General features: G+C 68.5%; 5 protein-coding genes. 4 read left to right on the forward strand and 1 reads right to left on the reverse strand.

Annotated features, from left to right (window positions below):
- Window positions 1-105: 105 nt before the first annotated feature.
- From HYU53_13250 to HYU53_13265, 4 genes are read left to right on the forward strand one after another with little or no spacing between them, the layout of a single operon-like run.
- Entirely contained in the window at window positions 106-1044 is a 939-nt protein-coding gene (locus HYU53_13250) for a hypothetical protein (protein MBI2222159.1), read from the forward strand.
- 28 nt (window positions 1045-1072) lie between these two features.
- Window positions 1073-1762 (forward strand): BACON domain-containing protein, encoded by a 690-nt coding sequence (locus HYU53_13255; protein MBI2222160.1) that lies wholly within the window; start codon window positions 1073-1075, stop codon window positions 1760-1762.
- Entirely contained in the window at window positions 1749-2933 is a 1185-nt protein-coding gene (locus tag HYU53_13260) for a hypothetical protein (GenBank protein MBI2222161.1), read from the forward strand. Before HYU53_13255 ends, HYU53_13260 begins: the two co-directional genes overlap by 14 nt.
- 49 nt (window positions 2934-2982) lie before the next feature.
- Window positions 2983-4503, forward strand: coding sequence for a M20/M25/M40 family metallo-hydrolase (locus tag HYU53_13265; protein MBI2222162.1), 1521 nt, complete (start codon window positions 2983-2985; stop codon window positions 4501-4503).
- A gap of 40 nt (window positions 4504-4543) precedes the next feature.
- Here HYU53_13265 and HYU53_13270 read toward each other — a convergent pair whose 3' ends face one another.
- Window positions 4544-6052, reverse strand: coding sequence for a peptidase dimerization domain-containing protein (locus tag HYU53_13270; protein MBI2222163.1), 1509 nt, complete (start codon window positions 6050-6052; stop codon window positions 4544-4546).
- Window positions 6053-6213 lie beyond the last annotated feature (161 nt).

Here is a 6213-nt window from a genome sequence, read left to right on the forward strand (position 1 = left end):
GGTTTCCCACAGGGGCGAATTTTTGGGGTTGCGTAAACAAGGAATGTTAGCGCAGCGGTGCGGGCGAGTCCAGCTGGACCTGTGCTTGCAGGCGGACACGCCCGGATGGCTGTGACCGATCTCCGGCGCGTGGGGCCCAGAAGCCACATCGAGACGCCGGCGTGGCAGAGCTTCGAGATGAAGATGCGCGCGCGCGCGGCGCAACATCGCGCCGCGAAGCGCCGCCGCCGGCTGCGCGCCGTGGCTGCCACGGTCGCGTTCTCCGTCGCTGCCGCGGCCGGCTGGTGGGGGGCGGCCGACATCGTGCGGCGCAGCGCGCGCATCGACATGCCGCCCGCACCCGTGGCCCCGCGCCCGATCGTCGTCGCGGCCGCTCGCCCGCTTCCGCCCGTGTTCGAGCCGCCTGATGTCGTCGCTCCGCAGGCCGAAACGGCGCCTGCTCCAACGGAGCCTCCCGTGGGGGTTCCTCCCGTTGAAGCCCGAACGCCCGTCGGCACGTCATTTCGCCAGAGCACGATGACCGCAGGATCCGGCGCGCCGGCGGATGTCGAGCCGGTGGCGACGCCGCTCGTGAAGCCCGCGTCTGCAGTCCCGGCGAGCGAGCCGCCTCCTGTCGTGCCGGTTGACACGGCCGCACCGCCGCCGCGGGCGACTGTCGTTTCGGCCGCGGGGGCGACGGCGTTTGCATCGCCGGACGCACCGGCGGCGTACGAAGCCGGGCGCGCCCGGGAGTCGGTGCGCGATGCGATTGAGCGGTATCGCAGGGCGTACGAGCGGCTGGATGCCGCCGCCGCGCAATCGGTGTGGCCGGCCATCGACGCCGGCGCGCTGTCACGCGCCTTCGGCGCGCTCGAGTCTCAGCAGCTCGCTTTCGACCAATGCGACATCCAGATCGCCGAATCCCGCGCCAACGCGACGTGCAGGGGACGCGCGCGCGTGGTGCCGAAGGTGGGTGGCGGGGTGGAGTCGGTGCAGCGCACCTGGCGCTTCTCGCTGGCGCAGTCCGGCGATCGGTGGACCATCGCCAGCGCGACGGTGCGCTGATCGGACGCGCTGGCGAGCGTCGTGCATCGTGATCGGCGCGATGGTGCGCGACCTCTGCCGGCTCGCCCCGGCGGTCCTCGGAATTTTCTTCGCCGTGTCGTGCGGCAGCACGAGCACCTCGTCCGTTACTGCGCCCTCTCAGACCAAGTGCCAGGTGACCGTGGAGGGAGGAAGTGTGTCGTTTCCTCCGCAAGGTGGGAACGGCAGCATCACGGTTTCCGCCGCCCGCGAGTGCTCGTGGTCGGCGCAGGCCTCCGACGGATGGATTCGCCTGAGCGCGGCGTCCGGCCAGGGCGATGGTGCGGTCCGGTTTGCCGTGGACCAGAACAGCGCGACGCAGGCGCGAGACGCCGCGATCCAGGTGTCGAATGGCGAGCAGATCGCCGTTCACCAGGAAGCGCTGCCGCCGCCACCTCCGCCGGCGCCTGCGCCGTCACCGTCACCGTCACCGTCACCCTCCGGTCCGGCGCCGGCCCCCTCCCCGGCGCCTGACCCTGATACCGGTCGAACCCTGGAGGTGGAGGGGGAAGTTTCGTCGCTGCAAGGGAGCTGCCCGAACCTGCAGTTCGTCGTCTCGCAAAGGGTGATTCGCACGAACGCGGCGACCGAGTTCAGGAAGTTGAAGTGCGGCGAAATCCGGAATGGCACGGACGTGAAGGCGAAGGGAGTTGTGCAGGCCGATGGCTCGATCCTCGCGACCCGCGTTGAGAAGGACTAGCCTGGCGGCCGGCGTCATCGCGCTGGTGGCGTGCCCCACCGCCATGGCGCAGACCACCGAGGCACCGCGGCAGTCGGTCGCCGAGGTGCTGTCGTTTCTCCTGACCAACCAGGCGGTGCCGACCGGCGACTTCGCGAAGGACCGCGAGGCTGCCGCCGCCACCAGCGCCACGATCGCGCGCGCGCTGCTCGTCAACCTCACGACACAGCCGCTGGCCTCAGCGTCCAGCGGCTTCAGCTACCGGTTCAACTCGGAGCTTGGCACCTTCGAACGCGCGAGCGACAGCTTCGGCGCGTTCATTGCCGAGCGGGTCCAGACGACGGCGGCGGGCCAGGTGTCGATTGGCATTACGTACCGATATGCCGATTTCGATCGGCTCGACGGTCGAGACCTGCGCGACGGATTCGTGACCACGGCAAACCGGTTCCGCGACGAGACCGCGCCGTTCGACGTGGAGACGCTCACCCTGCGGCTGCGGACGCACACGCTTGCGCTGGTTGCGAACGCCGGGATCGCGGACCGTGTGGAGATCTCGGGGGCGATCCCGTTCGTGGCGCTGCAAATGGAGGGGGCGCGCACCAACGTGTATCGCGGCAGCACGTTCGTGCAGGCGTCGGGGCAGGCGGATGTGGCGGGACTCGGCGACGCCATCGCGCGCGTGAAGGTGCGCGTGGCCGGGAACCGGTCCGCCGGCTTCGCGCTGGGGGCGGACGTGCGGCTGCCGACGGGGCGGGAGGAAGATCTGCTCGGCGCCGGGCGCACCGGCTACCGCGTGCTGGCGATCACCTCCGCCGAGGGGCGGCAGGTGGCGGTGCATGGGAACGCGTTCCTCGCGCGCGGCGGGCTGTCGGACGAGACCGGCCTCACCGGCGCGCTGGCGTTCACGCCGGCGCCGGCCCTGACGGTCTCAACCGAGCTGCTCGTGAGGAACCTCTCGGAAATCCACTCCATCGAGGAGTTCACGGCGGCGCACCCGACGATCCGCGGCGTTGAAACGCTGCGCCTCGTGGCGGGCACGGCATCCACCACGCTGTCGATCGTGTCGATCGGCTTCAAGTGGAACGCCAGCGAGACGTGGCTGGTGAACGGCGGCGTGGCGGTCCCGATCGGGGACCGCGGCCTGGCCGCGCGGTGGTCGCCGACCATCGGGGTCGAGTACACCTTCAAGTAGCAATCGACTATAGTTGGCTCCTCCGCATGTGCTTTCAGGAGGAGCCCTCATGCACTCTCTTCGACCGGACGGCGTGACCCGGCGGGATTTTCTCCAGACGGGCATGGCCGGGGCTGCGTCTCTCGCCTTCCTGCCAGACGAACTGCTCGCGCAAGCAGACCGCGACGCGGTCGTTGCCGAGATCGCGCGGCGGCACGACACCACCGTGCAGATGCTGCGCGACTGGATCGCCTTGCCATCCATTGCGGCCGAGAACCGCGGCTACCCGGAGGGCACTGAATACATGGCCCGGCTCGCGCGCGAAGCGGGCTTCGGCCGCGTGGACATCATTCGGACCGCGGGGAAGCCGGGTGTCTTCGCGACGCTCGACGCCGGCGCCCCGACCACGCTGGCGCTCTACTTCATGTACGACGTCAAGCAGTTCGACCCGTCGGAGTGGACCTCGCCGCCGCTTGAAGGCCGGCTCGTGGATCGGCCCGGGATGGGAAAGGTCATCGTCGGGCGAGGGGCCACGAACACGAAAGGCCCGCAGACCGCGTGTCTCGCGGCGCTCCACGCCTTCAAAGCCGCCGGGCGGAAGCCGCCCGTGAACCTGGTGCTGGTGGCCGAGGGTGAAGAGGAGATCGGCTCGCCGAATTTCCGCGAGATCGTGTTCACGCCGGAGGTCGAGGCGGCGCTGCGCAAGTCGATCGGCATCATCATCCCGCTCGGCAACCAGGATCCGGACGGCTCTGTCCAGGTCAACCTCGGAGCGAAGGGAGTCATCGAACTGGAGCTGGTGTCGTCCGGAGAGAAGTGGGGCCGAGGGCCGACCAAGGACATCCACTCCAGTCTCGCGGCGCAGGTCGACAGTCCCGTGTGGCGCCTCGTGCAGGCGCTCAACACCCTGATCAAGGGAGACGGCCACACGCCGGCGGTCGAGGGCTTCTTCGACAAGGTGCGTCCGCTCACGCCTCAACAGCGCCAGATCCTGGAATCGGCGATTCCGCGTCGCGACGAGGCGGTTGCCAGGAAGACGTTGGGCGTGTCGCGGTGGATCGGAGATGAGTCCTGGCACGACTCGCTCGTGAGGCTGGTGTCGCAACCCACCATCAACATCGAAGGGCTCGTCGGCGGCTACACCGGACCGGGCGGAAAGACCATCCTGCCGCACCGGGCGCTCGCGAAGGTTGACGTGCGGCTCGTGCCCGACATGACGGCCGCGGGAACGTTGGACGTGATCAAGCAGCACCTCGCACGCCATGGATTCGCGGACATCGAGGTGAACATGTCGGGCGGGTACGATCCGACCGAGACGCCGGCCGACTCGCGTCTCGTCAAGGCGATGGTGGCGACGTACCAGAAATCCGGGCTCGACCCGCTGCTCTGGCCGCGGCTTGCGGGATCATGGCCCGGTGTGACGTTCACCGGCGCGCCGTTGAATCTGCCCGCCGGCCAGTTCGGGCTTGGCCACGGCGGCGGCGCTCACGCACCGGACGAGTACTTCGTCATCGAGTCGGCCAACCCGAAGGTGGCCGGGATCGACGGAGCGGTGCGATCGTTTGTGGATCTGTTCTACTCGCTCGGTTGACGCGAGGGATTGGGGAGGGGTGCTGCCCCTCCCCTGAGTCCTACTGGCCGCTGCTCGTCGCGGTCGCGTTGTACTTCGCGACCCACATCGCGTGCTCGTCCTTGACCTTCTTGGCCATCTCCGGATCCGTCATCAGGCGCAGCGCGGTTGCCGCCATCGTCTTTGCCGTCAGTTTGAGGTTTTCATGACCGGCAGGGCTGATCGTGATGTCTGCGTTCTGGCGAGAGTGACCCGGGGCTTCCGGAATATTCGGGTTGCCGACATGGACGCCGATGCCCGGCACCTGCACCGTCAGCATGCCGGTCTCCTCCCATGCGGCTGGCATCTGACTGTGCTGCACGTTCCCTCCGCCATACTCCACCGCGTACCGGAACCGCAGATCGTGCATCACGCCGACGCTGACTGACGGGACGTAGGTGCCGTAGCGCTCGATCTCCACCTGCGTGCCGGTGGCAAGCGCGGCACCCTTGGCCGCATTGTTCATCTGCTCGACCTTCTTCTCAATCGCCGCGCGGGCCTGGGCCGGGCTCATTCTGCCCTGCGGCGTCTCGTCCATCAGATGCCGCACCCACATGAGCGCCGTCGCCTGCGGCGGGATGACGTTGGGCGCCGCGCCGCCGTCGGTGATGACACCGTGGAACCGGAACTGCGGCTCGGAGTGCTGGCGCAGCATGTCGATGGCGTGGAAGAAGAGCTGCGCCGCGTTGAGCGCATTCGCATCGCTGCCCCAGGCCCGCTGGGCGTGCGCCTCTTTGCCCTTGAACGTATAGCGGTGCTGGATGATGTGCCGGGCGGAATAGCCGCCGGGCGCGCTGCCGGTCGAGCGGGCCGCGCCGTGACTGCGGAACGCGAAGTCCGCCCCCTCGAGGTAATTGGCGCGTGCCATGGCCGCTTTTGACGGCGGCCCCACTTCTTCCGCCGGTGCGCCGATCACCCAGACGCTCCCCGGAATCTTGTTCTGATCCAGCGTTTCGGCGAGCGCGATGGCCGCGCCGACCCCTGTCGGGCCCTGCATGTTGTGCTGGCAGCCGTGGAACCCGGCCCGCAGCGCGTCGTACTCCACGACGATGGCGACGACCGGATGCTCGCTCCTGCCCTTGTACTTCGCGCGGAAGGCGGTGGGCAGGTACGGTGCGCCGCTGTAATCGTCCGGCAGCCCACCGACCTTCTTCAGCTTGTCGAACTCGGGCCAGGCCTTCTCGAGCCCGGGGACGCCCCATTCCACCTGGAAGCCGTGCTTCTCGAGGTCGTCGGCCAGCATCTTCGACGACGTGAATTCCTGGAACCCGGGCTCCGGATTGCGGTACATCGAGTCGTTCATCTCGACCATCCGCGCGTGGTACCCGTCGATCTTCGCGTCCACCTGTGTTCTGATCGCGGTGATCTTCGCCGGTTCGGCCGGGATCCTGTCCGGGCTGACCGTGCCGCGCGCGCCGGCGCCCTCCTCCTGCACGGTTTCCCAGCCCCAGAGATCCGACCTCGCGCTCGACGGCTGGACGGCCGCGAGCACGATTGCCACCAACGACGCCGCGAGGATCCTCGTGCGCATTAGTTCCTCCTGCTGTGATGGTTATGACAGTAAAGCCTGCGCGAGGCCGCGATTATATCCACACGAGGGGTTCAGCACGAGGGGTTCAGCACGAGGGGTTCAGCACGAGGGGTTCAGCACGAGGGGTTCAAGACGGGAGGTTCAGCACGGGAGGTTCAAGA

The organism is Acidobacteriota bacterium (assembly GCA_016184105.1).
Classification (GTDB): Bacteria; Acidobacteriota; Vicinamibacteria; order Vicinamibacterales; family 2-12-FULL-66-21; genus JACPDI01.